This is a genomic window from Rahnella sp. EDr1-12 (genome assembly GCF_049206505.1).
Taxonomy (GTDB): domain Bacteria; phylum Pseudomonadota; class Gammaproteobacteria; order Enterobacterales; family Enterobacteriaceae; genus Rahnella; species Rahnella rivi.
In genome coordinates this window covers 44,661-71,458 of the sequence record NZ_JBLZNY010000002.1, presented here as the reverse complement: position 1 = coordinate 71,458, position 26,798 = coordinate 44,661, and the positions used below count along the sequence as shown (strand labels likewise).

27 protein-coding genes and 1 pseudogene are annotated in these 26,798 nt (G+C 52.3%); 22 read left to right on the top strand and 6 right to left on the bottom strand.

Annotated features, from left to right (window positions below):
• Positions 1–40 precede the first annotated feature (40 nt).
• The 3 genes from ACO0U8_RS09845 to ACO0U8_RS09835 all read right to left on the bottom strand — a co-directional run bounded on the left by ACO0U8_RS09845 (position 41) and on the right by ACO0U8_RS09835 (position 3,523).
• Entirely contained in the window at positions 41–661 is a 621-nt protein-coding gene (locus ACO0U8_RS09845; RefSeq protein ID WP_421670716.1) for a glutathione S-transferase family protein, read from the bottom strand.
• A gap of 148 nt (positions 662–809) precedes the next feature.
• Positions 810–2,093 (bottom strand): MFS transporter, encoded by a 1,284-nt coding sequence (locus tag ACO0U8_RS09840; protein ID WP_056769779.1) that lies wholly within the window; start codon positions 2,091–2,093, stop codon positions 810–812.
• Positions 2,090–3,523: a M20 family metallopeptidase gene (locus ACO0U8_RS09835; protein WP_136376195.1), complete on the bottom strand. Its 1,434-nt coding sequence runs from the start codon at positions 3,521–3,523 to the stop codon at positions 2,090–2,092. Before ACO0U8_RS09835 ends, ACO0U8_RS09840 begins: the two co-directional genes overlap by 4 nt.
• A gap of 156 nt (positions 3,524–3,679) precedes the next feature.
• Between ACO0U8_RS09835 and ACO0U8_RS09830 the strand changes: the two genes are divergently transcribed.
• Positions 3,680–4,603 carry a LysR family transcriptional regulator gene (locus ACO0U8_RS09830; RefSeq protein ID WP_056769786.1) on the top strand — a complete coding sequence of 308 codons (924 nt, stop codon included), beginning with the start codon at positions 3,680–3,682 and terminating at the stop codon, positions 4,601–4,603.
• Between the two features lie 304 nt (positions 4,604–4,907).
• Positions 4,908–6,119 (top strand): serine hydrolase, encoded by a 1,212-nt coding sequence (locus ACO0U8_RS09825; RefSeq protein WP_056769787.1) that lies wholly within the window; start codon positions 4,908–4,910, stop codon positions 6,117–6,119.
• Positions 6,120–6,192: 73 nt separating this feature from the next.
• On the opposite strand, the gene ybjG is transcribed toward ACO0U8_RS09825, so the two are convergent.
• Entirely contained in the window at positions 6,193–6,798 is a 606-nt protein-coding gene (ybjG, locus tag ACO0U8_RS09820; RefSeq protein ID WP_217203890.1) for an undecaprenyl-diphosphate phosphatase, read from the bottom strand.
• Positions 6,799–7,131: 333 nt separating this feature from the next.
• Here ybjG and ACO0U8_RS09815 point away from each other — a divergent pair, with 333 nt between their 5' ends.
• The 8 genes from ACO0U8_RS09815 (at position 7,132) to ACO0U8_RS09780 (ending at position 11,989) form a co-directional block, all read left to right on the top strand.
• The gene (locus ACO0U8_RS09815) at positions 7,132–7,647 is read left to right on the top strand and encodes a GNAT family N-acetyltransferase (protein ID WP_217203889.1); all 516 of its coding nucleotides are present in this window, start codon (positions 7,132–7,134) and stop codon (positions 7,645–7,647) included.
• Positions 7,640–7,927: a hypothetical protein gene (locus ACO0U8_RS09810; RefSeq protein ID WP_056769791.1), complete on the top strand. Its 288-nt coding sequence runs from the start codon at positions 7,640–7,642 to the stop codon at positions 7,925–7,927. Before ACO0U8_RS09815 ends, ACO0U8_RS09810 begins: the two co-directional genes overlap by 8 nt.
• A gap of 600 nt (positions 7,928–8,527) precedes the next feature.
• Positions 8,528–9,637, top strand: coding sequence for a porin OmpC (gene ompC / locus ACO0U8_RS09805; RefSeq protein WP_122095019.1), 1,110 nt, complete (start codon positions 8,528–8,530; stop codon positions 9,635–9,637).
• A gap of 137 nt (positions 9,638–9,774) precedes the next feature.
• Positions 9,775–10,176, top strand: a complete 402-nt coding sequence (locus tag ACO0U8_RS09800; RefSeq protein WP_421670715.1) for a bleomycin resistance protein — start codon at positions 9,775–9,777, stop codon at positions 10,174–10,176.
• Positions 10,177–10,204: 28 nt separating this feature from the next.
• Positions 10,205–10,426, top strand: a complete 222-nt coding sequence (locus tag ACO0U8_RS09795; RefSeq protein ID WP_122095023.1) for a DUF6434 domain-containing protein — start codon at positions 10,205–10,207, stop codon at positions 10,424–10,426.
• A 258-nt stretch (positions 10,427–10,684) separates the two neighbouring features.
• Complete coding sequence (locus tag ACO0U8_RS09790; RefSeq protein ID WP_421670714.1) at positions 10,685–11,176, top strand: Hcp family type VI secretion system effector; 492 nt, start codon at positions 10,685–10,687, stop codon at positions 11,174–11,176.
• 11 nt (positions 11,177–11,187) lie between these two features.
• On the top strand, positions 11,188–11,580 hold the full coding sequence (locus ACO0U8_RS09785) for a polymorphic toxin type 44 domain-containing protein (RefSeq protein ID WP_421670713.1): 393 nt from the start codon (positions 11,188–11,190) through the stop codon (positions 11,578–11,580).
• Positions 11,558–11,989, top strand: coding sequence for a hypothetical protein (locus tag ACO0U8_RS09780; RefSeq protein ID WP_421670712.1), 432 nt, complete (start codon positions 11,558–11,560; stop codon positions 11,987–11,989). The genes ACO0U8_RS09785 and ACO0U8_RS09780 overlap by 23 nt, the downstream gene beginning before the upstream one ends.
• Before the next feature lie 585 nt (positions 11,990–12,574).
• On the opposite strand, the gene ACO0U8_RS09775 is transcribed toward ACO0U8_RS09780, so the two are convergent.
• A complete protein-coding gene (locus ACO0U8_RS09775) occupies positions 12,575–14,257 on the bottom strand; it encodes an aspartate:alanine antiporter (RefSeq protein ID WP_056769816.1) in 1,683 nt (560 codons plus the stop codon).
• A 327-nt stretch (positions 14,258–14,584) separates the two neighbouring features.
• Between ACO0U8_RS09775 and ybjM the strand changes: the two genes are divergently transcribed.
• The gene (gene ybjM, locus ACO0U8_RS09770; protein WP_056769819.1) at positions 14,585–14,956 is read left to right on the top strand and encodes an inner membrane protein YbjM; all 372 of its coding nucleotides are present in this window, start codon (positions 14,585–14,587) and stop codon (positions 14,954–14,956) included.
• A gap of 106 nt (positions 14,957–15,062) precedes the next feature.
• Here the strand turns inward: ybjM and ACO0U8_RS09765 are convergent, their stop codons facing one another.
• Positions 15,063–15,329, bottom strand: a complete 267-nt coding sequence (locus ACO0U8_RS09765) for a GrxA family glutaredoxin (protein WP_056769821.1) — start codon at positions 15,327–15,329, stop codon at positions 15,063–15,065.
• Between the two features lie 281 nt (positions 15,330–15,610).
• Between ACO0U8_RS09765 and nfsA the strand changes: the two genes are divergently transcribed.
• The 11 genes and pseudogenes from nfsA (at position 15,611) to ACO0U8_RS09710 (ending at position 26,788) form a co-directional block, all read left to right on the top strand.
• Positions 15,611–16,333, top strand: coding sequence for an oxygen-insensitive NADPH nitroreductase (gene nfsA / locus ACO0U8_RS09760; RefSeq protein WP_421670711.1), 723 nt, complete (start codon positions 15,611–15,613; stop codon positions 16,331–16,333).
• A gap of 18 nt (positions 16,334–16,351) precedes the next feature.
• The gene (rimK, locus tag ACO0U8_RS09755; protein WP_390972336.1) at positions 16,352–17,254 is read left to right on the top strand and encodes a 30S ribosomal protein S6--L-glutamate ligase; all 903 of its coding nucleotides are present in this window, start codon (positions 16,352–16,354) and stop codon (positions 17,252–17,254) included.
• A gap of 142 nt (positions 17,255–17,396) precedes the next feature.
• Positions 17,397–17,882, top strand: a complete 486-nt coding sequence (locus ACO0U8_RS09750) for a YbjN domain-containing protein (protein WP_056769832.1) — start codon at positions 17,397–17,399, stop codon at positions 17,880–17,882.
• Positions 17,883–18,310: 428 nt separating this feature from the next.
• Positions 18,311–19,420 carry a spermidine/putrescine ABC transporter substrate-binding protein PotF gene (potF, locus tag ACO0U8_RS09745; RefSeq protein ID WP_421670710.1) on the top strand — a complete coding sequence of 370 codons (1,110 nt, stop codon included), beginning with the start codon at positions 18,311–18,313 and terminating at the stop codon, positions 19,418–19,420.
• 166 nt (positions 19,421–19,586) lie between these two features.
• The gene (gene potG, locus ACO0U8_RS09740) at positions 19,587–20,720 is read left to right on the top strand and encodes a putrescine ABC transporter ATP-binding subunit PotG (protein WP_056769838.1); all 1,134 of its coding nucleotides are present in this window, start codon (positions 19,587–19,589) and stop codon (positions 20,718–20,720) included.
• Positions 20,721–20,732: 12 nt separating this feature from the next.
• Entirely contained in the window at positions 20,733–21,686 is a 954-nt protein-coding gene (gene potH, locus ACO0U8_RS09735; protein WP_056769840.1) for a putrescine ABC transporter permease PotH, read from the top strand.
• Positions 21,683–22,528 (top strand): putrescine ABC transporter permease PotI, encoded by an 846-nt coding sequence (gene potI / locus ACO0U8_RS09730; RefSeq protein ID WP_056769843.1) that lies wholly within the window; start codon positions 21,683–21,685, stop codon positions 22,526–22,528. The genes potH and potI overlap by 4 nt, the downstream gene beginning before the upstream one ends.
• Before the next feature lie 95 nt (positions 22,529–22,623).
• On the top strand, positions 22,624–23,082 hold the full coding sequence (locus ACO0U8_RS09725; RefSeq protein ID WP_056769846.1) for a YbjO family protein: 459 nt from the start codon (positions 22,624–22,626) through the stop codon (positions 23,080–23,082).
• A gap of 70 nt (positions 23,083–23,152) precedes the next feature.
• A pseudogene (gene rlmC, locus ACO0U8_RS09720) lies at positions 23,153–24,310 on the top strand (23S rRNA (uracil(747)-C(5))-methyltransferase RlmC); the annotation flags it as partial.
• Positions 24,311–24,659: 349 nt separating this feature from the next.
• The gene (locus ACO0U8_RS09715) at positions 24,660–25,955 is read left to right on the top strand and encodes an OprD family outer membrane porin (RefSeq protein ID WP_072158046.1); all 1,296 of its coding nucleotides are present in this window, start codon (positions 24,660–24,662) and stop codon (positions 25,953–25,955) included.
• Positions 25,956–25,981: 26 nt separating this feature from the next.
• On the top strand, positions 25,982–26,788 hold the full coding sequence (locus tag ACO0U8_RS09710) for a histidine phosphatase family protein (protein ID WP_421670709.1): 807 nt from the start codon (positions 25,982–25,984) through the stop codon (positions 26,786–26,788).
• Positions 26,789–26,798: the final 10 nt, after the last annotated feature.

Genomic DNA, 26,798 nt, shown 5'->3' with positions numbered 1-26,798 from the left:
GCGGGTCGGATGACCCGCCGGTAACCCAGGAGAAACGGCCTTAACTCAGCGGGATCATCACGCGTTTGATAAAGGCCGGGCGCTGTGCCAGTTGCTGATACCAGCGCTCAACGTTCGGATGCGACTGACGCTCAATGTTCAGCGAGTACCAGGAATACGCATAAATCCCCAGCGGGATATCACCGATCCCGAACGTTTCGCCGGAGAGCCATTTTTGCTTTGCCAGTACGGCATCGGCAATTGCCCAGTATTTCTCAAACACCTTCATGCCCGAGGCAACCAGCGCCATATCGCGCTCCGGTTCCGGAATGCGCACCAGCGTCTGATAGACCTGACGATAGGGGGCGATCAGCGAGCTGCTCGCCCAGTCCAGCCATTTGTCGATACTGGCGCGATGCCGGGCATCGGCAGGCCAGAATTCCGGTTTGCCGGAACATTCGGCAAGGTAGCGAAGAATGGCATTCGATTCCCACAAGACAAAATCATCCTCCTGAAAGCAGGGCACCAGACCATTCGGGTTTAAAGCGAGATAAGCCGGGTCAGTATTCTTGCCAAACGCGCCGCCCGCGTTGACGATGTTATACGCCAGACTCAGTTCATCCAGCATCCACAGCACTTTTTTGACGTTGGTCGAGTTTTCACGTCCCCATACGGTAATCATTCAGAACCCCTTGTTTTCAATATGAAAATACGGACTTTTTTTGATGATGACTGGCTAGAACTATAGGCCACGGCGAAGAATTATGCGAAGGGAAAAAAGTAACACTCAGCGACAGGGTGTAGCCGCCGCTGAGTGCGGGAAGGGCAGATTAGCGTTGTAACTTCTGCGCTTTAAACAGGGAAATGACGCTGAGCAGTGCGACGACCATCAGGTAATAACCCGGTGCCAGGCTGCTGCCGGTGGCGGAAATCAGCAGCGTACAGATGAACGGTGCGAAGCCACCAAACACGGTTACGGCAACGTTGTAGCTGATAGCCATACCGCTTGCGCGGGTGGTGATCGGGAACAGATCCGCCATCATCGACGGGACGGCGGAGAAATACACCGATTTGAGCAGAGCCAGCCAGCTGATAAGCAACAGCAGTGACAGCGCGGAGGTGTATTCCAGCATCAGCCAGAATGCCGGATAAATGGTGATCAGCAACAGCACCAGTGAGCCCCACATCAGCGGCAAACGCCCCACTTTTTCAGCCCATAATCCCATCAGCGGCGTCACCACCGTCAGAATTATCCCGGCAGACAGCGTCGCGGTAAACCCGGCCGACGCGGGCAGATGCAGCGTTTTAGTGGCATACGTCGGCACATAGTTCAGCATGTAGTTAATGGCCGTTGACACGACCATCAGCCCGATGGCAATGAAAAACAGGCCTTTCTGCGCCCGGACGATCTCTTTCAGCGGAGACGCGGATTTCTCGGCAGTGCGGAAGCTTTCCGACTCTTTGATGTGACGGCGGATGTACAACCCGACCGGTCCAATCAGCAGGCCGAAGATAAACGGAATACGCCATCCCCAGTCCTGCAACTGAGTTTCGGTCAGAATGGCAGACAATCCCAGACCAAACGCCGACGCCAGTAACGTACTCGCGCCCTGGGTGGCAAACTGCCAGCTGGCGATGAAGGCTTTACGCTCGGGGAAATGTTCCACCAGAAATGCCGTGGAGCTGCCGAACTCACCGCCTGCAGAGAAGCCCTGAATCAGGCGTGCGGCCAGGATCAGCAGCGGTGCTGCCATGCCGATGGTGCCGTAAGACGGCGTGACCACAATGATCAGACCGCCGATCATCATCAGGCTGATGGACATCAGTAACGATGCTTTTCGCCCGTGTTTATCGGCGTAAGCCCCCAGCACAATTGCGCCCAGCGGGCGGATCAGGAAGGAAACGCCGAAACTGCCAAAGGTCAGCAGCAGCGAGACGGTCGGATCTGAGGTCGGAAAATAGGCGTGGGCGATATAGCTGGCGAAGAAGCCGTAAATCGCGATATCGAACCACTCCAGCGCATTGCCGATACAGGTGGCAAACAACGTTTTCATCAGGTTCGGCTTTTCTGCCGTTCCGTTAAGCGGGGTTGAAGATGCAGTTATCTGGCTCATTGAACAACTCCGGCTTGCGCGCTGTGATGTGCGTGATGTTGACTGAGCAGGGCTGTGCCCCTTTCGCCCAGATCCCATAACAGGTGGGTCATGATCGCCAGCCCTTCACGGGCAACCGAAATCAGCATGTGTTCGTTGACGCCGTGCTGCCCGCAGGCCGGATAGGAGTGTGGTACCCACAAGGTCGGCAGGCCGAGGATATCGGCGAACACATCGTTAGGCAGCGAGCCGCCCAGATTCGGTAACAGCGCCGGTTTTTTGCCGGTTGTCTGCTGCATGATGTCCAGCGCCCAGTCCACCAGCGGGTCAGTCGGATCAAAGCGCGTTGCCGGAGAGCCGCGCATAAATTCCACCTCTACCTGTGGAAAGCCCCGGGCGTCCAGATGCGCGCGAACGTGTTCCGCCAGATGCTGCCAGTCGGTACCGACCACAAAGCGCAGCTGACACACCGCGGTGGCATGGCCGGGAATGGCATTCATCGGGCGCTGTGGATTGCCGGTCAGGAATGACAACACTTCCAGCTGATTCCATGCGTAGAGGCGTTCGGTAGGCGTCAGCCCTTCTTCGCCCCAGTCAGGGTCGATCTGCGGATCGTTTTCGCCGCCACCGGCCTCAACGTCGCTGAGGATGTCGCGAATGGCTTCGCTGACCGCAGGCGGTTTCAGCGCCGCGACCTGTAACTGACCGTGCTGGTTCACCAGACACGCCAGCGCGTTGGCCAGTTGCGTTCCCGGATTGGTCAGCAGGCCGCCCCAGTTCCCGGAGTGATAGGCGTTGTCGCGCGCATTGATGGTCAGACGGAAATTGACGGCGCCGCGTGAGCCGAGGAACAGGGTCGGACGGACGGCGTTGAGACGCGGCCCGTCTGAGGCGAGGAAGATATCTGCGCTCAGTGGTTCTTTATAGTTGCGGCAAAGTTCTGCCAGACCCGGCGAACTGATTTCTTCGCCCATTTCGAACAGCAGCTTGCAGTTAAAGCCCAGACGCCCGCCGCGTGCTTTGAAGATTTGCTCCAGCGCCGCGATATTAATGCTGTGCTGGCCTTTGTTGTCGGCTGTGCCGCGCCCGTACCAGCGGTCGCCTTCTTCTTTCAGTGCCCAGGGCGAAAGATCGCTGCGCCAGTTTTCATCGTCCCCGAACACCACATCGCCATGACCGTAGCTGAGGACGGTGGGCAGCGCGCTGTCTTCAATACGGGTTGCGATAAGAAAAGGCCGGTTGGCGGCGTGAGGATTATCAACGCTGAGCAGCGTGAAGCCCATCGCAGATAACGCCGGTTTAATCTCTTCATCGAGGTAACGGGCCAGTTCATCATCCCGCTGATTACTCTGGCTTTCCGTGGCTATCGCCACTCTGCGCGCCAGAATGCGCTGGTATTCACCCTGATCAAACCAGGCTAACGCCTGTTCAACGATATTTTCCGCTGTCATGAGGAACCTGCTTATTGTGTGTTTGTGATCTTATTGTTGGTTTTTTTAGCAGTTTCACTCTAAGCGCTGCGTAAGCGTTGCCACAATAATAATAATTGCAAGTTAGCGTTGCTTTTATTGTAATGCTCGTCTGCACACTTATGAGGCAACCCCACCATGCAAAGCGCTGAGATCCGCTATTTTCTCGCCGTCGCCAATACCGGTTCGCTGAGTGGCGCCAGCAAACAACTTTTTGTGGCGGTGTCGGCCATCAGCCGCCAGATCCAGCGCCTTGAGGAGCGGATCGGTGCGCCGCTGTTTGAGCGGCACGCGCGCGGAATGGTGCTTAACGACGCCGGCCAGATCCTGGAAAACCATGTGCGCAAAAGCATGATGGATATGGAACACGCCATTGCCGAAATTCAGGGGCTGAATGCGGTGCGGCGCACGGTGATCCGCATGGCCTGTACCGACGGTCTGGCGTTTGATTTGCTGCCGCAGCTTTTTTCACGTTTTCGCGTTATTAATCCGGGCGTGATGTTTTATCTGAATGTGGGAACGGCGGGGGACGTCTCGGAGATGATCCATAGCGGTGACGTGGATCTGGCATTACAGTTCAGCCTGGTGGCGGAGCGGGGTGTGGATATCATGGCGTCCTTTCCCGCACCGGTGCGCATGGTGATGCGCCAGAACCACCCACTGGCCGGAGGCGACCTGCAACTGACCGATCTGCATCCTTACCCGCTGGCCATGAACGAGCAGGGCAGCACCATCCGCCAGCTGTTTGATCTGTCCTGCCGGATGAGCGGCATTTTCCTTGAGCCCGCGGTCAGCTGTAACCGGTTTTCGACGCTGTACGATTTTATGGTGCAAACGCCGGGCGCGATCGTGGCGTGCAGCCATTTTTCCATCATGTACAAAGCCCGGCGCGACAACCTGCGGGTTAAATCCGTCAACATCGAACAACTCAGCCAGCGGACATTGCAGCTGCAAACGCCGGCAGGGAAAAAACACTCTGCCGCTGTGGGTCAGTTTATCGATTTTATCCGGGATGAAGTGGCACGTGAGAGCGAGGCGTTTATTCGTGATTTTAATGTCTGATTTGCGAGGCTGCGCGCAAAACCCTGGCGCCCTGCTGGCAGTAAGGCGTTTATAGTTATAGATATTTTATATATTAGTATGTTTACAAATAGCCTCAGATAATGCGCCAGCGCATGCCAGGAGGCGCCTGAACCGGCCAGAAACGGAGAGGCGGGTGCCGGAAATCTCATCTAATCTTAAGATCTTTACACTATTTAGGTTTATTCCAGCCCCGGAAAGCAGTAGTTTTTACACCTGCAGACTTGCACAATCTGATTGAAAGATAAGATAAATTTCAGTTACCCGGACAAAAGCCCTGATACCTATGACAATTTCTTCCCAATTCAAACGGACTTTCATTTACGCGCTGGGCGGTGGAGTAATGCTGCTGGCGCTTCCCGCCGCTCAGGCGGACACCGCCCCGGTAGCCCCTCAGGTCAATGCAAAATCCTGGGTGCTGATGGATTACAACAGCGGGAAGATCCTCGCACAGTCTAATCCTGACGCACGTCTCGACCCGGCAAGCCTGAGTAAAATCATGGTCAGTTATGTGGTCGGGCAGGCGATTAAATCCGGAAAAATCAAATCAGACGATCTGGTTTCCGTCGGTAACGATGCCTGGGCGACCGGTAATCCGGTGCTGCGCGGCTCTTCCCTGATGTTCCTGAAACCGGGCGACCGCGTGCCGGTTTCAGAACTGAATAAAGGCATTGTGATCCAGTCCGGTAACGACGCCAGCATCGCGCTGGCGGATTACGTGGCGGGCAGTCAGGATTCCTTCGTTAACCTGATGAACCGGTACGCTGAGCAGCTGAAACTGCAAAATACCCATTTCAAAACGGTGCACGGGCTGGATGCTGACGGGCAATACACGTCGGCCACCGACATGGCGCTGCTCTCGCAGGCGCTGATCCGGGATACGCCGGAAGAATATGCGCTGCATAAAGAAAAAGAATTCACCTTCAATCACATCAAGCAGATTAACCGTAACCGCCTGCTGTGGAGCACCAACCTGAACGTGGACGGTATCAAAACCGGTTACACCTCCGGCGCGGGCTATAATCTGGTGTCTTCGGCGAGTGACGCTAACGGGATGCGCCTGATTGCCGTGGTGATGGGCGCGCCGAGCGACCGTATCCGCTTCAATGAAAGTGAAAGCCTGCTGACCTGGGGCTTCCGTTTTTATGAAACGCTGACGCCGATCAAAGCCGGCGATGCCTTTACCAGCCAGCGCGTCTGGTTCGGTGATGAAAAAATGGTGCCGCTGGGCGTCGCGGAAAATGCGTCACTGACCATGCCGAAGGGCCAGCTGAAAAACCTGAAAGCCAGCTTCCACCTGACCACGCCTCAGCTCGAAGCGCCGCTGGCGAAAAACCAGGTGGTCGGTACGGTTGATTTCAGTCTGGACGGAAAAGTCATCGATCAGCACCCGCTGGTTGCCTTGCAGGAAGTGAAAGAAGGCGGTTTCTTCAGCCGCATCTGGGACTTCGTGATGATGAAAATCAGCGGACTGTACAGCAGCGTTTTCGGTAAGTAATGACCGTAGCGCAATAAAAAAGCGAGGCTCACGTGGCCTCGCTTTTTTTTGTCCGTCGAACAGGATTTTTCTTTCAGCCGCGTACCCAGCCTTTGCGGATCGGGAAGGCAAAGCCGAAACGGTAAATTTTACACATCAGCGCGTTAATCTGTTCGCCGAACAGATTCCAGACCAGCTGTGAGAACAGGCAGCCGAGCATGCCGACCAGGAATCCACCGAGCATATCCAGCGGCCAGTGCACGCCCAGATACACCCGTGACCAGGCGATGCTGACCGCCGTGACCATCAGCAACGCGCCGGACCAGAGACGATGCCAGAACAGGAAGGCCAGCGCGAAGGTGAAGATCGCCGTCCCGTGATCGCTCGGGAAAGAGTCGTCAGGTGAGTGATGCAGGAAGTTATAGCCAAACCCTTCCACAAACGGGCGCGCGTGCGGGAAGAGTTCAGACAGCGCCTTGGCCGTCGACATAGCGAACAACAGCGCAATGGCGGTTTTGCTGACCAGCTGACGTTGCTGACCGATATGCTCGCGATGCCCCCACAGCCACAAACCTATAATCAACAGAGGGACGATCATAATCAGATCATCCGCCAGAAATATTGCCAGTTTAATCAGTGCTTCCGGCGAAGCCGGTGTGGCGTTAATCCATAAAAAAAGCAGATGGTTCAACTGCTCCATAAACATACCCTCATCAAAAAAAGGCCAAAAAAGCCCTAAAAATGTGCCAGTAAATCACTGACAACACATCTAAAAGTGGGTTCCACGATAGTTTATGCTGCCGTGAAGATATAGGGGGGATCGTCTGAATATCAAACTCATTGACGTGCCGTATAGTTTCCCGATGCCGGTGATTCTATGAGCGGGAACTTAATGAAACCTTAAGCAGGTCAGAAACCCTGACCAACGTAAATGTTTTGCGTCATGGGAATGACTCCTATAAAAATACGCCTTATTGCCCGTCAATTTTGGCGTGAACCGCATACAGACAAGCAGATAAGGGAGAGCAACCTGATGGAGATCCGCCAGGCGGGTATTGAGGATTTGATCACCCTGCAGACGCTGGGCAGGGAGACGTACCGCCACTATTTCGGCAGTTTGTGGCACAATAGCGACGAGCTGGAAGCCTTTCTGGCGCAGGATTTTGGCGATGAAGAGATGCTGGGCAGTTTAGACGACCCCGGCCACTGCTGGCTTATGGCGGTGGAAAAGGGCGCCGTTGCAGGTTTTGCGAAACTGCATTTCGATCAACCGCTGGATCAGGCAGAAGGCCGGGGAGCGAAACTCTGCAAACTTTATTTCACGCCGGACAGCCGTTCGCGGGGACTCGGTAGCCAGCTTTTTGCCGCGGCAGAAGCCGCTGCCAGAGCGCACCGGCAGCCGGTATTGTGGCTGGATGTATTGCAAAGCAATCTGCCCGCTATCGGGTTTTATCAGCGTCAGGGGATGCATCAGGTGACGGAGAATACCTATGTGACCGCCACGCAAACCACCCGGTTGTGGATCATGAAAAAGGAAATCAATGATTAAGTTACGTCTCGGCGGTCTGTTCATCACTCTGGAAGCAGGGGAAGATATTCCCTATGCGCCGGAGTTTTGTGAGCATTACACCTACCTTATTCGTCCGGTGGAAGGCGTGTATGAAATTTTACGCTACGACGCTTATTCTGGCTGGCACAAACGTCCCGATCAGAATTTTGAAGACGGACATCAGGCTTTTGTATTTGCCTATCAGGCGTATGAAAAAGAATGGAATCAGACTGACGGACGTTTAGGGGGCAAAGATAAGCACCTCGTTCGTATTATGTAATCTCTGACAGGGCAGAAAGAGTCTAAAAAACCACCGGCAAGGTGGTTTTTTTAATTCCGTAACCCTGGCGTTGAAAGTGAATAATGATTATTTCACCGGATCACTGTATTCATTTTGGTAAATTATTTTAGTTTGAATCGCAATAATAACGTTAAGGTCAGCCCCGGATCTATACAAAAACTTACACTTCTAATAAGTTGCCTGACAATACTTGTGGCAGGTAATAATAATCTGATTAAGATAATTAGCATTTATTTCGCCAGGTGTTTGCAAAATGTAATAATAAAAAAGAGGGACTTATTTGGTTTTATCTTACTGATAGTAAAGTGTTTTAATGGGTGGTTTGGAAAAGTCTTATATAAATTATCCACTCATATAACAGCCGATGTTAATAACATTGAGGTCAGTCGTTATATTTTTAAATCATTCCTAAACGGAATTTATTTCAAATATTTTCTGGTTGCAACGGAACTTATCCTCGTTTAATTTGACGTCCATCTGCTCAGGACCTGAAGAAGATATAAAGCTTCACAGTAGCGAGTAATTAATACTGCCCGATGGCAAAAATTATAGTTTATAAATTAATCAAGGATATTGATGATGAAATTACGCGTACTTTCTCTGGTTGTTCCCGCTCTGATGATGGCCGGCACTGCAGGCGCTGCAGAGATTTATAATAAAGACGGCAACAAACTTGACCTTTACGGCAAAATTGATGGCCTCCACTATTTCTCCAGCGATAATGGCTCAGACGGTGACCAGTCTTATATGCGTTTTGGTCTGCGTGGTGAGACACAAATTAACAACGAACTGACCGGTTACGGCCAGTGGGAATATCAGGCTGCACTGAACAAAGCAGAAAGCGAAGATGCTAATAACTACACACGTGTCGGCTTCGCGGGTCTGAAATTCGCCGAGTTTGGTTCACTGGATTATGGCCGCAACTACGGCGTGATGTATGACGTCGCAGCATGGACTGACGTTCTGCCAGAATTCGGTGGCGATACCTACGGCGCAGACAACTTCATGTTCCAGCGTGCGAACGGTGTGCTGACTTACCGTAACCAGAACTTCTTCGGCCTGGTCGATGGCCTGGATGTTGCAGTGCAATATCAGGGTAAAAACGGCAGCGCGACTGAAACCAACAATGGCCGTGATGTACTGGCACAAAACGGCGACGGCTACGGCATGTCCGTGACCTATGATCTGGGCGAAGGCTTCAGTGCTGCTGCAGCAATGATGGCGTCAGACCGTACTAACGAACAAAATGGCCGTAACAACCCGGCGATCCTCGGTGACGGCGATAAAGCAACGGCTTACAGCGGCGGCCTGAAATACGATGCCAACAACGTTTACCTGGCAGCGATGTACACCCAGAGCTACAACGCCAACCGTTTCGGTAAAGCAGGCAGCACCGCTTACGGTTATGCAGACAAAGCGCAGAACTTCGAAGCCGTTGCACAGTACCAGTTTGATTTCGGTCTGCGTCCATCCCTGGCATACGTGCAGTCTCACGCCAAAGACATCCAGGGTTATGGCAACCAGAACCTGACCAAATATGTTGATGTCGGCGCGTCTTACTTCTTCAACAAAAACATGCTCACTTACGTTGATTACAAAATCAACCTGATGGATGACACCCGCTTTACCCGCAACGCTGGCATCAACACCGATGACATTGTGGCGGTAGGTTTGGTTTATCAGTTCTGATAAACCCTTTTGCCCAGATTTAATTCGGGCCTGTTAGTCTGCTGTGTCTGATTCCCTTCCCGGTCGGGAAGGGTTTTTTGTTTTATGGCATTCAGCGTTTCTCTTAAGCGTTTAATTCCCGCGCGACCTGAGGCATCATGGCTTATCCTTTGATAAACCTGTCATTAGCCGAGGCCGCCATGACCGATCACGCGACACCCAATCTTCCTTCCCGTAACTTCGAACTCACCCAACAATTCTACGGCAGTGTGGGTTTTACCACGACCTACGTCGATGACAGCTGGCTTATCATGGTTCGCGGCGGCATCACGCTGGAGTTTTTCCTGCATACCGATCTTGATCCGCAAACCAGCTGGTTCAGTTGCTGCCTGCGTGTGGATAATGTCGATGAAATGTTTGCTGCCTTTAAGGCTGCCGGTATTGGCGAAGATCCCCATTCACGCCCGTGCGTTCATCTGCCAGAAACCCAGTCATGGGGCATGAAAATGGGCGTAATGATTGATATCGACGGTTCGCTTATCAGGGTGATCGAGAATTGAAAGGGAGCCACTCCCGCAGGAGACAAGCATGGTATTTGACTGGCACAGTGAGCCATTAACGCGTCAGACTCGCGTGAATGAGAGCTATAAGAACACCCAAAATGTCAGACGCTTTCTAAAAAAGGAATGCGGTGAGGATTTTACCTTTGATCGGGATTTTATGGCGTGGATCCGTAATGACACACCCAAAAGCCTGGGTGACGTGGCGGATGAATGGACGCGGCGACATAGTGAGCCAAAGAACGGCTGACGGAAAGAGATGAAATGCGGCATTTTTCTGCCGCCATTTAACCGGCTGCCAGGTATTCAGAAATTGATTTCGGGTGATTCAGAACAGAAAAATAAAAACCCTTCGCTCATAACAGCTCTCCCTTCTGTGCGACGCTCTGTTCAGTGAGTGCTCTGCTAATTGGCGCGCGGCAGTTTATTTTTCCCTGGAAAGTTTTAAAACTCATTAAATTGGATTTACAATAACCGCAGTTTTTTAAATGAAAAAGGATGTTCTATAATGGCTATTCCAGCTTATTTGTTTTTGAAAGATGATGGCGGAGCACGTATTAAAGGGTCTGTAGATGTCGTTGGGAGAGAAGGTAGCGTAGAGGTGATTGCATTCAGTCATCGGCTATATACCCCGACTGATAATAATACGGGAAAAATAACAGGCAATCGTATTCATGGTGCATTTATTCTTGAAAAGGGATTTGATAGTTCCTCAACATATTTGTATAAGGCTGTTGCTACCGGTCAGACGCTTAAATCTGCGGAACTCAAATGGTACAACATCAATGATGCAGGACAGGAGGTCGAATACTTCAACATGCTGTTAGAAAATGTACGTGTGGTATCAGTTGCGCCCGTGATGCACGATTGTAAAGACCCTGCTGCGCTCCATCAAAATCACTTAGAGCAGATAGAATTCCGTTACGAAAAAATCACATGGAAACACTGCGACGGAAATCTCATTTTTTCTGACTCATGGAATGAGCGTAAAACAGCGTAGGGAAACTCTTTATGGCTATTATTCCTATAATGCCAAATGCTGGGTTTAGTCTTCTGAATAAAAATATTATGGAAGCAAAAGCGCGTGGCATGAGCAAGAGAATGGCAACCCCGGCAACTTATTACTGGTTTTATCAAAAGGTAAGAAACCGAGGTCCATGGGACTATAAGCAACAGAACAGAAAACTGTCTGATTTTGGTAATTTTAATTATGGCGCTACAGGATATGTTGCAGGTATCCCGCCAGATATTTTACTAATGGGCGGTGGATTTGCACAAAGTATGGCGGGTACCTCCAGAAAAGAATGGAGCAGTTGGCATGGCGTAGCGCCATATGGAGATGATCCGGTTGATCAAAGATGGATTAAACAAGGTATTGATTATGCCAAACAGCATGGTTATTAAATGGGTTCATCGTGTAGTAACCGTTGTTTTATTACTGCTAGTGGCAAGCTATGTGGCTTATCAGCATTACACTGGTCCGCCCTATGACGATGCACTATTTAAAACGCAGAAACTAAACGAAAATACGTGGCTCTACGTAACGAAATATCAGAGTGGAGGTGCTACCGTTTCCGAAGTCTATCGCTACTACTTGTCGGGAAAGATAGCTGAGAATCCCTTAAAAGCCTTGGGGGAAATGTCTCCGTTTCTTACATCCGATAGCAGTGAAGCCAAAGTGACTAAAATTGGCCGTCTGGTAACAGTAAGAATCACTGGAAGAATTTACGACTTTACAAATTCAGTCTTATATACCTCTGATGGGATCGAATATATCCCCTCTATCGAATTGTTTGCGTATAGCCCTACTTAGAGCTTAACAACGTACGGTTTCCTCGACTGGAAGCCGTTTTTTGTTGCCTACACTAACCCGCGTTAGTCGCACACAGCGCTGTGTAGATTTATTGATGACAGAGCAGAAGCTGCCAAAGACGGATTTTATTCGTTCGTTGAAAATTTGCAGCGCGGAGATCTATTTCATGACGAGAGTTGTAAGCCTCAACATGAAAAAGGATTTTGGACAGCAGGGTATTCCAGTGTATCCAATCTGGCCGGTAGGGAGGAAAGAGGGTGTGGCTTATCTCAATGGTAAAAGAGGGGTATGACTGAGCGACGGGCCGTCATAGAAACGCCTGAAAGGCGAAGTTTTCCTCTCCCCAGGGCAACGAAGTGGGGCGCTATCTGATGGTTAATGAATGATTTTAAAGCAGAAAAGAAAAAACCCATCAATCTTGAACCTAACGAGGCGGGATTGACGGGCTCTCCAAATTTGGGGACTTCAAAGAAAAGCAGTGGCACTAATTAAGACTGCTTCCCACTATAAAAGTTCGTTTCATGTGGCAAAATTTTAAAAAAATTATTGATTTTCTTTTTCCACATTACGCATCAATAACTTACGTCACGCCCCCGGCCAGATGATGACAATCAGTGTCCCGGCCAGCGTCAGTAATACGTTAGCGATAGCATAGGTTCCGGCGTAACCCAGTGCAGGAATGTTGCTGCGGGCGGTGTCGCTGATGATTTCCATCGCAGGCGCACAGGTTCGCGCACCCATGATTGCGCCGAACAGCAATGCGCGGTTCATGCGCAGAACATACGCACCAAAGATAAAGCAGATAATCACCGGTACCAGGCTGACGATCAGCCCCGAAACCAGCATCTGCCCGCCGATAGCCCCCAGACCGTTGTTGATGCCCGCGCCTGCGCTCAGGCCGACGCCTGCCATAAACACCATCAGGCCAAACTCTTTCACCATGTTCAGCGCCCCCTGCGGGATGTAGCCGAAAGTCGGGTGGTTGGCGCGCAGGAAGCCGAGCAGGATCCCGGCGAACAGCAGACCTGCCGCGTTACCGATACCGAAGGTGAAGTTCTTAAACTGGAAAGTGATCAGGCCAATCATCAGGCCGACAATAAAGAATGCACAGAAGGCCAGCAAATCTGTGACCTGACTGTGTACCGAGATAAACCCGATGCGGTCTGCCACACTCTTCACACGGCGCGCATCGCCGCTGACCTGCAACACGTCACCCTTGTTAAGCACAATGCTGTCGTCTATCGGCATTTCTATCTGGCTGCGGATGACGCGGTTCAGGAAACAGCCCTGATCGGTCAGATTGAGCTGACTGAGGCGTTTACCGACCGCGTGGTTATTTTTCACCACCACTTCTTCGGTCACGATGCGCATATCCAGCAGATCGCGGTCGAAGACTTCTTTGCCGTTTCTGAAACTCGGATCGAGCCGGGAATGCGCGTCAGGGTAGCCGACCAGTGAGATTTCATCGCCGACCTGCAATACCGCGTCGCCGTCAGGTGTCGCCAAAATCCCGTTACGACGGATACGCTCGATGTAGCAACCGGTCTGGCGGTAGATCCCCAGTTCACGCAGATTTTTGCCATCCGCCCAGGCCACCAGCTCCTGCCCGACGCGATAGGCACGGATTACCGGTAAATACACTTTGCGTTTGCTGTCAGTATCCAGACCGCGTTCGCGGGCGATTTGCTGCGCGCTGGTCGGTAAATCCTGATGTTGCAGTTTTGGCAGATAACGTGCGCCGAAAATCAGGCTGACCAGCCCGATGAGATAGGTCAGTGCATAGCCAAGGCTCAGATTGTCGAGTTCCGGGCCGAGCATTTTGTTGCCGCCCATGGTATTGCGCAGCGTGTCTCCCGCACCCACCAGCACCGGCGTGGAGGTCATGGAGCCGGCGAGCATACCGGCGGTAAGGCCGATGTCCCAGCCAAACAACCGTCCAAGGCCGAGCGCAAGCAGCATCGCGGTGCCGACCATTACCAGCGCCAGCATGAAATAATTTTTGCCGTCGCGAAAGAAAATCGAAAAAAAGTTGGGTCCGGCTTCGACGCCCACGCAGAAAATAAACAGCATAAAACCAAGATTGAGCGCTTCGGTGTTAATGCTGAAATGCTGCTGACCTAAAAGCAGGGAAACCACTAATACGCCAATAGAATTTCCCAGCTGAACGGAGCCCAGACGCACTTTTCCGAGGCACAGACCGAGCGCCAAAACTACAAATAATAACAGGATGTAATTCCCGTTTAACAAACTAGCGACGTTTATATTCACAAGGATAACTTATTGTTTACCAACAAATTCTTGATATGGGAGAATGTAAAGGATAAATTCAGAAAGAGAACATTCCTGCGTGTTTACTCCGCGTGTGCGCAGTGCAGACGACGGGGAAAAGCAGGGTTCGGGCGTCATTTTAATCATAGAACGTCTCTTCAGCCAGAGAAAAGCCCGGATAAAATGAAGTAAACGCCTAATTTGTGTTACGCGGGATTGCGTGGCGCGTCAGGGAAGTGAGCCAGAAGGCTCTGTCAGGTAAAAAACCGCATCAAATGCAATTCATCAAAGCCTGTGAAAACTCGCCAACTTTATGGAGGAAGTAAAATGGCACTTTGGCGCAAGGTCAGAGCCCCGGTTCTGTGTTGTCTCTGTTTTATCGTGATTTTTATTTCTTTAAAAAATAGCTGGATCGTGGTCAGAAACACCGGGCCTGGTCCTGAATACGGCCTGCTTTTATTTTTGCTGCCCGGCATGTTAACGGCAATGATCGCCAGGGAGTCGCCGATATTCTCGTCTTTTGTCGGCGGACTGACTTCTATACCTTTATGTTTTCTGCTTCGCTGGGCGTTCTTCCCCCGCATACGCCCGCCGGTGCAGGAGCTGGCTTATGCCACCAGCGCCATTTTCTGGTGCGTGCTGGGTGCGATGTTGATCCATTTGCTGATGACGGCTTACCGCCAGTTCAGACATTCCTGAACGGGCGATAAGCAAAAGCCAAAAGCCAAAAGAAAAGGCGCTCAGAGAGCGCCTTTATGCTGTGTGTCATCTTATTTTTTTTGACTGAACGTCTGTTAACGCCGGATCAGTTGCTGAACAATGCCAGATGCTCTTTCGCATAAGCTTCGAAATCAGTGAAGCCGCCAATGTGTTGCTGGTCGAGGAAGATCTGTGGAACCGTTTCAACCGGTTTGCCGACAGTTTTTTCCAGATCGGCTTTGGTGATGCCTTCAGCATGGATGTCGATGTAGCGGAAGTTGAAATCATCACGTTCTTCAGTCAGTTTTTCAGCCAACTCTTTTGCACGGACACAATAAGGACAGCCAGGACGCCCGAAAATTACTGCAAACATGGAGACTCCTTTGTTTGATTTTAAAAATGAATGAAAAGGAAACGATTCGTTTTGTTAACTACATCACCTTTTTGATGTCGCTACTATGCCTGTTGCAAACCATAAAAAAAAGCAGGAATTACCTGTCAGTCCGATACCTTTGACCTATCCAAATGAACAGAAAGCCATTTTTTACGGCAGCACATTGTTAAAGCAATTGATGCCGCCACACTTGCAAAGGGCGTGCGCAGCATCAATCATTGAGCGCTGATGTATTTTATTTTTCAGTCCAAGGATTTTTCATGACACCGACTATCGATCTCCTGCGTTCCCACCGTTCCATCCGTGCTTTTACCGATCAGCCAGTGTCAGATGAACAGCGTGAAGCCATCATTGCGGCAGCACAGGGCGCATCGACATCCAGCTTTTTGCAGTGCTCTTCAATTATTCGTATCACTGATCCGGTACTTCGTGAAAAGCTGGTGGGCTATACCGGCGGTCAGAAATACGTTGCCAGCGCTGCTGAATTTTGGGTGTTCTGCGCTGATTTCAACCGTAACCAGCAAATCAATCCGCAGGCTGAGCTCGGCCTTGCCGAGCAACTGCTGCTGGGGTGTGTGGATACCGCGCTGATGGCGCAAAATGCGATGACGGCGGCTGAGTCACTCGGGCTGGGCGGCGTGTTTATCGGCGGCATTCGTAATCAGGTTGAAGACGTTGTGGCGCTGCTGAAACTGCCTAAATTTGTCATGCCGCTGTTTGGTTTTTGCATCGGTACACCGGCGCAGGATCATCAGGTGAAGCCACGTATGCCGCAGTCTATGCTGGTGCATGAAAACAGCTATCAGCCGCTGGACAAAGAGGTGCTGGCGGAATATGACGAAGCGCTGAGTCAGTATTATTTGCAGCGTGACAGCAATGCACGCCGTGATACCTGGAGTGATTTGATCGTTCGTACCCTGAAAAAGGAACAGCGTCCGTTTATGCTGGACGCATTGCATAAGCAAGGTTGGGCAACGCGCTAAACGGCGACGGAGTGTCGGATGAAGATTGCTATTCTTTCCCGTGACGGGTCTTTGTATTCGTGCAAACGCCTGCGGGAAGCGGCGCAGAGCAGGGGGCATGAGATCGACATCATCGATCCTTTGTCTTGTTATATGAACATTAATCCCGCCGCGCCCAGTGTGCATTATCGCGGACGGCAGCTCGATATTTACCAGGCCGTCATCCCGCGCATCGGCTCGGCGATCACCTTCTACGGCACCGCCGTGCTGCGCCAGTTTGAAATGCTCGGCAGTTTTCCGCTCAATGAATCGGTGGCGATCACCCGGGCGCGCGACAAATTGCGCTCAATGCAGATCCTCGCGCGCGAAGGCATTGATCTGCCGATCACCGGCTTTGCCAATGCACCGGACGACACCTCAGATCTCATCGCGCTGGTCGGCGGTGCGCCGCTGGTGGTGAAACTGGTGGAAGGCACGCAGGGGATCGGCGTGGTGCTGGCGGAAACCCGTCAGGCAGCAGAAAGCGTGATTGACGCGTTTCGCGGGCTGAATGCGCATATTCTGGTACAGGAATATATCCGCGAAGCAGAAGGGCGGGACATTCGTTGTCTGGTCGTGGGAAAGCGCGTGGTCGCGGCCATTGAGCGTCAGGCCAAACCGGGTGATTTCCGTTCCAATCTTCATCGCGGCGGCACGGCGAAAAAAGTCAAAATTACCCCGCAGGAGAAAGACATTGCGGTGAAAGCCGCGCAGACGCTGGGGCTGGATATCGCCGGGGTGGATATTCTGCGGGCACATCGCGGGCCGCTGGTGATGGAAGTCAACGCATCACCGGGGCTGGAAGGTATCGAGACGACCACCGGTCTGGACATCGCCGGGATGATGATCGATTACATCGAACAGCGCGCAAAACCGGGTTTTCGCTTAAAATCCGGCGGCTAATTCTCAATTGATCGGCCTAATGTTGATCAAGGCGGTTTTGATCGTAGCGCTGGCCGGCATAATTCCGTAAGCTATCGCCCCTTCGTAAGGCCCTGCGCATTACGGAAGGGTTATTTTCGTTGTTGAACTCGTGAGGCATTCTATGGATTCGCTCATCGTCCCTGATTTAGCGCTGTTGCGGCGCTGGCTTGATCAGCTGGGCATTTCTTTTTTCGAGTGTGATTCCTGTCAGGCTCTCCATCTGCCGCATATGCAGAATTTCGATGGCATTTTTGATGCCAAGCTCGACATTGTGGACAACGTGATTTTGTTCTCGGCGCTGGCCGAAGTGAAGCCGACGGCGCTGATCCCGCTGGTGGCTGATTTAAGCTCGATCAATGCCAGCTCGCTGACCATCAAAGCCTTCGTGGATATTCAGGACGATAATTTACCGAAGCTGATTGTTTGTCAGTCGCTGACTATCGCAGTAGGCGTGACCCATGAGCAGTTCTCCTTCTTCCTGCAACAGGCAGAAGAGCAGATGTCGATGATCATTCTCGAAGCTCATGCCAATGACTTGCTGTTTATCGGTGATGAAGAAGAAGACGGCGCACCTGCCACGTCGGTCAATCTGCCGTTACTGCACTGATCCCTTTTTTAATTTTTTCTCTCCTTTAAAGATCCTTTCCTGCGAGCCGTAACAACCACGGCTCCGCTGCCTTTATTCGCTTTCGCGATAAGTTATGCTGCTGTTTACCCGATGTTGCCCTATATTTCACTTTGTTAATGGCTAAAATGCCAGACGCTGTACATCAAATTTGCATAATTAATCGATAAACGCCGGTTTTGTCTCAGGAGGCTGGTACACGCGGGTTGCAGGCGCTATGCTTCTGACTCTGCATCAAGCGTGATTACGTCGTAAAACCAAACGGTTAATTCGCAGGCAGCGTATTCGCCAACATTGAATGCCTATGCATATTTTCGTGTCCGGCAGTTGGCTTGGTAGTGAAGGGTTTTGTATCCATTTCAGTGATGCAAATTCAATGACATATTCCCCTGGCTTGGAGGTAGTAACGGATGTTCACCCTGCGTAAAAAGTGGTTATCGGGTGTTGTCGCCGGTCTGGTAATGGCCGCGTCCGTCACAGCGTCTGCGGAAGAGAAAACGCTGCATATCTATAACTGGTCCGATTATATCGCGCCAAACACCGTGCCTGATTTCCAGAAGGAAACCGGCATCAAAGTGGTTTACGACGTCTTTGATTCCAACGAAGTGCTGGAAGGCAAACTGATGGCAGGCAGCACCGGTTTTGATTTAGTGGTGCCTTCAGCCAGTTTCCTTGAGCGCCAGCTGACCGCGGGCGTGTTCCAGCCGCTGGATAAAAGCAAACTGCCTAACTATAAAAACCTCGATCCAGACTTGTTGAAAATGGTCGCGCAACACGATCCGGGTAACAAGTACGCGATTCCTTACCTGTGGGCGACCACCGGTATCGGTTATAACGTCGAAAAAGTAAAAGCGGTGCTGGGTAAAGATGCGCCGGTGGACAGCTGGGATCTGGTGCTCAAACCAGAAAACCTAGAGAAGCTGAAAAGCTGCGGTGTCTCCTTCTTAGACGCTCCGGCAGAAATTTATGCCACAGTGCTCAATTACCTGCATCTGGATCCGAACAGCACCAAAGCGTCTGATTACACCGGTGCGGCGAACGATCTGTTGCTGAAATTGCGTCCTAACATCCGTTATTTCCACTCTTCTCAATACATTAACGATCTGGCGAACGGCGACATTTGTGTGGCGATTGGCTGGGCTGGTGATGTGATGCAGGCGTCTAACCGCGCGAAAGAGGCTAAAAATGGCGTGAACGTGGCGTACAGCATTCCGAAAGAGGGGGCGCTGGCCTTCTTCGACGTGTTTGCAATCCCTGCGGATGCGAAAAATCTCGACGAAGCCTATCAGTTCCTCAACTACCTGATGGAGCCGAAAGTCATCGCGCAAATCAGTAACACCGTGTATTACGCGAGTGGCAACAAAGCGGCCACGCCGCTGGTCAACGAAGATGTGCGTAATAACCCAGGCATTTATCCGCCAGCGGATGTGCAGGCCAAACTCTTCAGCCTGAAAGTTCAGGATCCGAAGATTGACCGCGTGATCACAAGAGCATGGACAAAGGTTAAGACGGGCAAGTAATACCGTTTAAAAGTCAGGAAGACTTCTCAGCGGCTCCGCCTGTTCATGGCGGGGCCGCTGACGTTTTGCTTCCGGCCCTATTTTGGGCATAGCGGTCAGGCACTTTTTCCCCTGACTGTTATGCTTATTTGAATCTGCTTTATCCTGATACCGGAGATTTCTCTGAGTGAACGACGCTATTCCCCGCCCGCAGCCTAAGTCCCAGAAAGGTTTCACGCCTTTACTGGAGATCCGCAATTTAACCAAGTCTTTTGACGGTCAGGCCGCTGTGGATGATGTCAGTCTGACCATCTACAAAGGCGAGATTTTTGCTCTGCTGGGCGCATCCGGCTGTGGCAAATCGACGCTGCTGCGCATGCTGGCCGGTTTCGAGCAGCCGACGCAGGGTCAGATTGTCCTGGATGGCGTGGATCTCTCGCAGGTGCCGCCTTATCAGCGACCGATCAACATGATGTTCCAGTCGTACGCATTGTTCCCGCACATGACCGTGGAACAAAACATTGCGTTCGGGCTCAAGCAGGACAAATTACCCTCGGCGGAAATCAAAAGCCGTGTGGCAGAAATGCTGACGCTGGTACACATGCAGGAATTCGCCAAACGTAAGCCGCATCAGCTTTCCGGCGGTCAGCGTCAGCGCGTGGCACTGGCCCGCAGCCTGGCGAAGCGTCCGAAATTATTACTGCTCGATGAACCGATGGGCGCGCTGGATAAAAAATTGCGCGACCGGATGCAGCTGGAAGTGGTGGATATTCTTGAGCGCGTGGGCGCGACCTGCGTCATGGTCACGCACGATCAGGAAGAAGCCATGACCATGGCCGGGCGAATCGCCATCATGAACCGCGGTAAGTTCGTGCAAATCGGCGAGCCGGAAGAGATTTATGAGCATCCGACCAGCCGTTTCAGCGCGGAGTTTATCGGCTCGGTCAACGTGTTCGAAGGCGTACTCAAAGAGCGTCTGGACGATGCGTTGATCCTGACCTCTCCGGGGCTGGTGCATCCGCTGAAAGTGGACGTGGATGTGTCGGTGACCGACGGCGTGCCGGTGTATGTGGCGCTGCGTCCTGAAAAAATCATGCTCTGTGAAGAGGTGCCGGAAGATGGCAGCAACTTTGCGGTCGGCGAAGTGGTGAACATCGCGTATCTGGGTGATCTGTCGATTTATCACGTCAGATTACACAGCGGACAGATGATTACCGCGCAGTTGCAGAACGGCCACCGTTTCCGCAAAGGCATGCCAACCTGGGGCGATGAAGTGCGCCTGTGCTGGGAAGCCGACAGCTGCGTCGTGCTGACCGTTTAAGAGGGGCTGAATATGTCTGTAATCTCTGAACAACCGGTCAGTAAACCTCCGGGTGGTTTTAACGCGCTGATGGGCCGTCTGCAACAACGTCATGGCCGCAAGCTGGTGATCCTGCTGCCGCTGGTGTGGTTCCTGCTGCTGTTTTTACTGCCGTTTCTGATTGTCTTTAAAATCAGTTTTGCCGAAATGGCGCGCGCCATTCCGCCGTATACCGATCTGGTGACCTTTTCGGACGGTATGCTGGATATCGCGCTCAACATCGGCAATTACATTTCGCTTACCGACGATCCGCTGTATATCGAAGCTTATCTGCAATCCATTCAGGTCGCGGCGGTGTCTACGGCGCTATGTCTGGTGATTGGCTACCCGCTGGCGTGGGCGGTGGCGCACAGTAAAGTCTCGACGCGCAACATTCTGCTGTTGCTGGTGATCTTGCCCTCATGGACGTCGTTCCTGATCCGCGTGTATGCCTGGATGGGCATTCTGAAAGACAACGGCGTGCTGAACAACGTGCTGATGTGGCTGCATGTTATCGATCAGCCGCTGGTGATCCTGCACACCAATCTGGCGGTGTACATCGGCATTGTGTATTCCTATCTGCCGTTTATGGTGTTGCCGATATACACGGCGCTGACCCGCATGGATTACTCGCTGGTGGAAGCGTCACTGGATCTGGGGGCGCGTCCGCTGAAAACCTTCTTTAAAGTGATCATGCCGCTGACCAAAGGCGGGATTATTGCCGGTTCGATGTTGGTGTTTATCCCGGCGGTCGGTGAGTACGTGATCCCTGAACTGCTTGGCGGGCCGGACAGCATCATGATCGGCCGCATTTTGTGGCAGGAATTCTTTAATAACCGCGACTGGCCGGTGGCCTCTGCGGTGGCGGTGATCATGCTGTTATTGCTGATCATGCCGATCCTGTGGTTCCACAAATATCAAAACAAAGAGCTGGGAGACAAAGAATGAATAAGTTACCGGTTGTCCGTTCGCCGTGGCGAATTCTTATTCTGATCATCGGCTTTACGTTTTTGTACGCACCGATGCTGATGCTGGTTATTTACTCGTTCAACAGCTCCAAGCTCGTGACGGTCTGGGCGGGCTGGTCTACCCGCTGGTATACTCAGCTTTTCCATGACACCGCGATGATCAACGCCGTGGGCATGAGCCTGACGATTGCCACGGCCGCGGCCACGATGGCGGTGATTGTCGGCACACTGGCGGCGGTGGTCATGGTGCGTTTCAGGCGTTTTCGCGGTTCGACCGGCTTTGCTTTTATGCTGACCGCACCGCTGGTTATGCCGGATGTGATCACCGGGCTGGCGCTGTTGCTGCTGTTTGTGGCGATGGGGCACGCCTTTGGCTGGCCCGCCGAGCGCGGCATGTTCACCATCTGGCTGGCGCACGTGACGTTTTGTAGCGCTTACGTCGCCGTGGTGGTGTCTGCGCGTTTGCGCGAGCTGGACCGCTCAATCGAAGAGGCCGCGATGGATTTAGGAGCAACGCCGCTGAAGGTGTTTTTCATCATCACCTTACCGATGATCCTTCCGGCGCTGATTTCCGGCTGGCTGCTGGCGTTTACGCTCTCGCTCGACGATCTGGTGATCGCCAGTTTCGTCGCCGGGCCGGGCGCGACCACCTTGCCGATGCTGGTCTTTGCCAGCGTGCGCATGGGCGTCAACCCTGAAATCAACGCACTGGCGACGCTTATCCTGCTGGTGGTTGGCATCATCGGCATGATTGCCTGGTGGTTTATGTCGCGGGCTGAAAAGCAGAGAGTGAAGGAGATCCAGCGCGCTGCGCGAGGTTAACGCCCGTCATTCTTCGGGTTACCGCCTTGACGCAACACCCATGATTCAGGGGATTAGCAGTTGAATACCATAAGAAAAGGAAACAACAAGGAAGTATGAGACTCTCCTTTATCCCCGTTCCGGTAATGATAGGCGCGTCGGCCATTGTGGCGACGCGCTGCCTGGAATTCATTCTGTTACTCGATGCCATGGGCTTTTCAGGGCTGATGAGTTTTATCGAAGTCAGCGCCGAATCCTGGCTCAATTGCTTCATCATGCTCGCCAGCCTGGTGATTATTCTGGTGGAATGCCGTGCCGCTTACGCCATGATGCGTGCACGCCGCTGGGGGCGCTGGGCGTTTATCGGCTGTCAGGCCATCGTGGTCAGCTATATGTTGCTGGCGTCATTTGACTGGTTCGGGCCACGTATCTTTCGTTTTAACGTTGAAACGCAGGGCGAATTCTTGTTAGCGCTGCTGGAGCAAAAAATTCCCGATATGGCGATCCTGCTGTTGCTCTTTCTGCCTGCCAGCAGCCGGCGCTACTTTTCCAGACGTAAGGCTGAAAATAAATAAGTCCGGCTGCCAGTGAGCCTTTCGGGCCGCGTGGTGGTACACTGCGCGCCAGTTTTTTTCAGCATCTGATGACCGGACTTCTTTCATGCATTGCGCACTCTACACCGCAGGAACCTGCCGTTCCTGCCAGTGGCTCGACAAACCCTATTCCCGCCAGCTGGCTGACAAACAGCAAGATCTGCACGATCTGCTGAGCGGGCTGCCGGTGGGCGAATGGTGTGAACCGGTGACCGGCGAAGAGCGCGCTTTTCGAAATAAAGCCAAAATGGTGGTCAGCGGCAGCGTTGAACGCCCGCTGCTGGGCATGCTGCACCGCGACGGCACGCCGGTCGATTTATGCGATTGCCCCCTTTATCCGGCCAGTTTTCCGGCGGTATTTTCCGTTCTCAAAACCTTTATCGCCCGCGCCGGGCTGACGCCGTATAACGTCGCCCGTAAGCGCGGCGAACTGAAATTCCTGTTACTGACAGAAAGCCAGAAAGACGGCGGCATGATGCTGCGTTTTGTTCTGCGCTCGGACACCAAACTGGCGCAACTGCGGGCCGCACTGCCGTGGCTGCAACAGCAATTGCCGCAGCTGAAAGTGATATCTGCCAATCTTCAGCCGGTGCACATGGCTATTCTCGAAGGCGATACGGAAATTGCGCTGACCGACGTTCAGCGGCTGGAAGAGGATTTCAACCAGGTGCCGCTGTTTATCCGCCCGCAAAGTTTCTTCCAGACCAATCCGCAGGTGGCCGAAAAACTCTATGCCACGGCGCGCGACTGGGTGCGCGAGCGCGGTAATATCGCCAGCATGTGGGATTTATTCTGCGGTGTGGGCGGTTTCGGGCTGCACTGCGCGACGCCGCAGATGAAACTGACCGGTATTGAAATCAGCGCTGAAGCCATTTCCTGCGCGAAAGAATCGGCGGCGCGGCTGGGGCTGCAAAACGTTGAGTTTCAGGCGCTCGATTCCACCGGTTTCGCCACCGGAAAGGGCGAGGTGCCCGATCTGGTGCTGGTGAACCCGCCGCGTCGCGGTATCGGTAAAACCTTGTGTGATTACCTGAGCCGCATGGCGCCCGCCACCGTGCTTTACTCCAGCTGCAACGCGCAGACGATGGCGAAAGATCTGGCGCTGCTGCCGGAATACCGCATCGCACGCGTCCAGCTTTTCGACATGTTCCCGCACACCGCGCACTATGAAGTGATGACGTTATTAATTCGTCATGACGCTCCACGGTAATTAACCTGACAGCGTCAGGTGTTATTCCCGGCCCCTGGTAAAAGAACGTGTAAATATATCGGTTACTTCCGTGTTACCGGCAGAGAGGTTATTGATTTAACGCGGGGGGAATAATCATGACTGAGTTCACAAATCCTTTTTTTAATCCGTAAAAGCGGATTGTCTTCATGTTTTTAGTTTCGTAAACCCGCTATGTTTGCCTCCGGATTGTTACTGCATCAGCAGGCAAAACCTGAACTGAAATCTCGCGCGCCTCGGGGGATTTCTGTTCAGGTTTTTTTTTGCCTGTCATAAATGCACCCAGAAAAATCACTCTACCTCGGGTTATGACACAATGGAAAAACAGGCTATGGAAAAGCACGCACGGGCACTGGCATTAGGGCTTCTCTGTGTTCCCGCACTGGCATGTGCCGGGATCGACGATATTGCAGAAACGGATTTTATCAAAAAAAGTTCGCTGGAATTCGGTACGCACAATATCTGGAAATACCTGAATGAAGGCGAAACGGATAAACGCTACGTTCACTCGGCATGGGGGCAGGGGCTGTCACTGGATTACACGTCGGGATATCTCTCCGACGTTATCGGTGTCGATGCCTCTTATTATGGCGTAATCAAACTCGCCGCCGCCGATAATTTCGCGTCGAGAGGTATTTTGTATAACGACGAAGGTAAAGCGAAAGGTTTCAATAAACTTGGTCAGATTTATGGCAAGGCAAAATTATCCGAAGGCGGAGTGGATGCCAATCTCTACGGCGGCTGGAAACTGCTTAAACTTGGCGTATTAACCACATCGATGCGTGCTGCGCCTAATACGTATCAGGGCTGGAGCGGGGATATTACCTATGACGCCTACCGGTTACGTCTGGGTTACGTCACCCGATCATCAAACCGTGACTCACCGGATAAAGTGGATTTTCAGACCAGCGATTCAAAGTCGATAAACGCCATTTATACCGGTGATATTCAGGTCAAAACCGACAATCTGACCGCGCTGTATTTCTATGGCGAGAGTGAAGATTATCTGCGCAGAAATGGCCTCGAGCTGAAAATAACACAAAATAAAGCGCTGTCTTATGGCGTGCAGATATACATGACCGAAGGGCTGGATAAATGGAACAGCATGGCGAACAGCAAAAAAGATTTCGACACCCGTGCGAATCACTACGCCACCGATGTGACCTGGAAACACAACGGCTGGGTCACCAAAGGCGGGCTGGCGTATACCGACGCCAATAAAGACGGCGGTATCGGCATGTATCCGAGACACATGAGCAAAAATTCACGCGGCACCTTTAACTCGATGACCACTGCGGGGCTCGATTACATGCGTGACGAAGAAAAAGTGCTGTCGCTGGACGTTGGTTACAACCTCACTCCGGAGGTGTTAGTCGGCATTAATACCCACTACGGTTTCTTCGATTATCAGGGGCAGTCGGTGCAGGAGGGGGAATTCAACCTGTATTCCGTCTGGAAACCGGCATCGAAAAAGCTGAAAGATTTGTCTCTCTTCGTCCTGATTGGCCCTGGCCGGACGTATGAACATAAAGGCACCGCACCGATTGTCGATCACCACGGCAATATTAAAAATACTGACAGTTTTGCGGCGGAATTCCGTCTGGACTACAAATTTAAAATCTTTTAATTAACCTCAACGATAAGGATGCTGTTATGAAAAATAGCTTAACGAAAACGCTGTTCTCTTTACTGGCTTTCAGCCTGCCGCTGTTCCTGAGCAGCGTAACGGTGTCGGCGGCGACGCCTGAGGTTCAGGCCGCCGGTGAAAAGGGAGAAGTGACTTTTTACGTTACCCGTCATGGTAAAACCTTGTTCAACGCCGCGCACCGGGCGCAGGGCTGGTCAGACACGCCGCTGACCTCCGCCGGGGTGGAAGTGGCAGAGCAACTTGGCCGTGGCCTGAAAGACATTCACTTTGCCGCAGCCTTTTCCAGTGATGCTGGCCGTGCGCGCCAGACGGCAAAAATTGCCTTAGCTTCTGCCGGGCAACCCCTGCCGGTCAGCGAAGATCAGCGCCTGCGCGAAACCTTCTTCGGCCCGTTTGAAGGGGAGCATGAATTACTGATGTGGGAGCCGGTAGCGAAAAAACTCGGCTATAAAGATTTCGCCGCCCTGACGCAGGCGCTGAATAACGGTCAGGTGACGCTGAAAACCATGATGAATACGCTGGCTGAGGTTGACCCGTCGCATACCACCGAAAACGCGGCGCAGGTCCATCAGCGTATGCAGGCCGCACTGACAGATATCGCCCGCAAAGTCAGCGCACAGGGCGGCGGCAATGTGCTGATCGTCTCTCACGGCATGGCGATTCTGGCGATGCTCGAAGGGATGACGCCTGAAGAAAACCTGCGTGCGCCATTACAGAACGCCAGCGTCACGGTGATCACGTATAAAGACGGTAAGTTTACGGTCGGTAAAATCGGGGACATGCATTACGTGGAGAAAGGGAAAGGGAATTAGGTTGAAACAG

Coding starts and splice junctions, on each gene's coding strand:
- ACO0U8_RS09725 (WP_056769846.1), top strand. CDS start 22,624: ATGAGACTCTCCTTTATCCCCGTTCCGGTAATGATAGGCGCGTCGGCC.
- ACO0U8_RS09710 (WP_421670709.1), top strand. CDS start 25,982: ATGAAAAATAGCTTAACGAAAACGCTGTTCTCTTTACTGGCTTTCAGC.
- ACO0U8_RS09765 (WP_056769821.1), bottom strand. CDS start 15,329: ATGTTTGCAGTAATTTTCGGGCGTCCTGGCTGTCCTTATTGTGTCCGT.
- ACO0U8_RS09830 (WP_056769786.1), top strand. CDS start 3,680: ATGCAAAGCGCTGAGATCCGCTATTTTCTCGCCGTCGCCAATACCGGT.
- ACO0U8_RS09790 (WP_421670714.1), top strand. CDS start 10,685: ATGGCTATTCCAGCTTATTTGTTTTTGAAAGATGATGGCGGAGCACGT.
- ACO0U8_RS09750 (WP_056769832.1), top strand. CDS start 17,397: ATGGATTCGCTCATCGTCCCTGATTTAGCGCTGTTGCGGCGCTGGCTT.
- ACO0U8_RS09785 (WP_421670713.1), top strand. CDS start 11,188: ATGGCTATTATTCCTATAATGCCAAATGCTGGGTTTAGTCTTCTGAAT.
- ACO0U8_RS09815 (WP_217203889.1), top strand. CDS start 7,132: ATGGAGATCCGCCAGGCGGGTATTGAGGATTTGATCACCCTGCAGACG.
- ACO0U8_RS09840 (WP_056769779.1), bottom strand. CDS start 2,093: ATGAGCCAGATAACTGCATCTTCAACCCCGCTTAACGGAACGGCAGAA.
- ACO0U8_RS09800 (WP_421670715.1), top strand. CDS start 9,775: ATGGCTTATCCTTTGATAAACCTGTCATTAGCCGAGGCCGCCATGACC.
- potF (WP_421670710.1), top strand. CDS start 18,311: ATGTTCACCCTGCGTAAAAAGTGGTTATCGGGTGTTGTCGCCGGTCTG.
- ACO0U8_RS09795 (WP_122095023.1), top strand. CDS start 10,205: ATGGTATTTGACTGGCACAGTGAGCCATTAACGCGTCAGACTCGCGTG.
- ACO0U8_RS09715 (WP_072158046.1), top strand. CDS start 24,660: ATGGAAAAGCACGCACGGGCACTGGCATTAGGGCTTCTCTGTGTTCCC.
- ACO0U8_RS09810 (WP_056769791.1), top strand. CDS start 7,640: ATGATTAAGTTACGTCTCGGCGGTCTGTTCATCACTCTGGAAGCAGGG.
- ACO0U8_RS09825 (WP_056769787.1), top strand. CDS start 4,908: ATGACAATTTCTTCCCAATTCAAACGGACTTTCATTTACGCGCTGGGC.
- rimK (WP_390972336.1), top strand. CDS start 16,352: ATGAAGATTGCTATTCTTTCCCGTGACGGGTCTTTGTATTCGTGCAAA.
- ACO0U8_RS09780 (WP_421670712.1), top strand. CDS start 11,558: ATGCCAAACAGCATGGTTATTAAATGGGTTCATCGTGTAGTAACCGTT.
- ybjM (WP_056769819.1), top strand. CDS start 14,585: ATGGCACTTTGGCGCAAGGTCAGAGCCCCGGTTCTGTGTTGTCTCTGT.
- ybjG (WP_217203890.1), bottom strand. CDS start 6,798: ATGGAGCAGTTGAACCATCTGCTTTTTTTATGGATTAACGCCACACCG.
- nfsA (WP_421670711.1), top strand. CDS start 15,611: ATGACACCGACTATCGATCTCCTGCGTTCCCACCGTTCCATCCGTGCT.
- ACO0U8_RS09845 (WP_421670716.1), bottom strand. CDS start 661: ATGATTACCGTATGGGGACGTGAAAACTCGACCAACGTCAAAAAAGTG.
- ompC (WP_122095019.1), top strand. CDS start 8,528: ATGAAATTACGCGTACTTTCTCTGGTTGTTCCCGCTCTGATGATGGCC.
- ACO0U8_RS09835 (WP_136376195.1), bottom strand. CDS start 3,523: ATGACAGCGGAAAATATCGTTGAACAGGCGTTAGCCTGGTTTGATCAG.
- potH (WP_056769840.1), top strand. CDS start 20,733: ATGTCTGTAATCTCTGAACAACCGGTCAGTAAACCTCCGGGTGGTTTT.
- potI (WP_056769843.1), top strand. CDS start 21,683: ATGAATAAGTTACCGGTTGTCCGTTCGCCGTGGCGAATTCTTATTCTG.